Consider the following 1,434-nt stretch of genomic DNA (forward strand, 5'->3'; position numbering starts at 1 on the left):
GTTCCAGTGGCGGGTAGAGGATCTTCAGCATCAGTTCGGTGCTCGCGATCCGGGCCTGGTCGGGCGCGGTGCCCTGGATCGCGCTGACCAGGGAGTCCCAAGTCTGGGGGCGGCCGAACCAGAGGTGCTGGAGAGTCTCGATCCAGGTGTAGACGTACTCGTCGAACTCAGCACCGGAAGCACGCAGAAACGGCACTGGAACCTGGGCCAGCTGCTTCACCCGGTCGTTCTCGCGGCAGATCACGGCCAGGTAAAAGGAGGTGAGCCAGTTCCCAGCGTGCAGGTAGTCCTGTGGCCCTGTCCCTGGGAGCGTGCGTACTTCGTCCAGGGTTCCGACCCGGCAGGCCACCGTGCTCTCCTGCGTGGTGCCGGCGACGAAGAGCGCGGAGCCGACCTGCATAGCACGTACCCAGGATTCCCAGGTGACCAGCTCACTCGCCTCGGGATCCAACAGACACTGCCATTTCGCGGCGCCAAGCGCGAATGCCAGGGCGTCGTAGCGATCGTCCTCAGACGTCTCGATCCCCTCGATGGCCTCCTGGGCGGCTGCGACGACAGGCTTCATGGCCTCCGTGGCGTCGTCCGTACGGAAGTCGTGGCGCGGAATGCGCGTTGTCATGCACTCTCCTGCAGCTAGATCTTGAATTCCTCTATCACGGCCCCAGCGTAGAGGCCGTTAGTGTCCTCCAGTGCTTTGACCAGCACATACCTCAGCTTCCCAGCCTTCAGCGCGGTGCGGAGATCTGCGGCGATCGTGGCGTCCTTGCCACCACGGGACGTCATCTCGGCCAGAATCGTCCGGATGTAAGGCTTGGTGCCCTGTTGGACCCGCATGCCCTGAGCGCCACCGTGGTCGCTCGGGTTCTGCGGGTCGGGATCGGATTTGCCTTGGCGCCAGTCGGGATCGTTGGACGGGGCCTTTTCCTCTACGAGCAGGCGTTCCCCGTCGGGTAGTTTGTAGGCGCCATCGAACATGTGTGCGCCGTTGAGGGTCTTCGGGAGATCGATCCCCTGCGCTCGGGGGAATTCGTGCGGGATCACGTGAAGCACCGCCGCCCGGTTGCCCAGCGCTTCCGGGATTTTACTGTTGTTGGGAACTCCGGGGAGTCGGGCGTCGAATGCCGCCCGGGCCAGCTTGACGGCCTCGCGGTGCGCCGGAGTGTCCGCCCCCTTCAGCTTGAGCTCCGCGTTATTCAGGTCGACGTACACGCGGCGATCGCCAGCGGCCTTGTTCAAGTCCGGCAGAACCTCGCCCGGGATTGAGCTTGCGTCCAGCGTCTTGGGGTTGAACCGGGCCTCCCGTGGCCCGTTCGGCAAGTCGTGAACGGAGATCCACTTGCCGTTGGCATCGAGGGTCCCGATGCCGAAGGCGCCCACGGCAAGGGCGAGCAGGGCCAGGGGCATGAGGGACCTTTCAGAGAGCGGAGTGCCGTA

Annotated in this window: 1 protein-coding gene and 1 pseudogene; both read right to left on the reverse strand. The window is 64.7% G+C overall.

The genetic code is table 11. The annotated features are described in order from the left end of the window. The coding region (locus ABZV94_RS41595; RefSeq protein WP_356350305.1) for an immunity 49 family protein at nucleotides 1–619 on the reverse strand (619 nt) is incomplete at its 3' end. Between the two features lie 14 nt (nucleotides 620–633). After that, a pseudogene (locus ABZV94_RS41600) lies at nucleotides 634–1,434 on the reverse strand (hypothetical protein); the annotation flags it as partial.

It is taken from the genome of Streptomyces sp. NPDC004658, assembly GCF_040609555.1.
GTDB lineage: Bacteria > Actinomycetota > Actinomycetes > Streptomycetales > Streptomycetaceae > Streptomyces.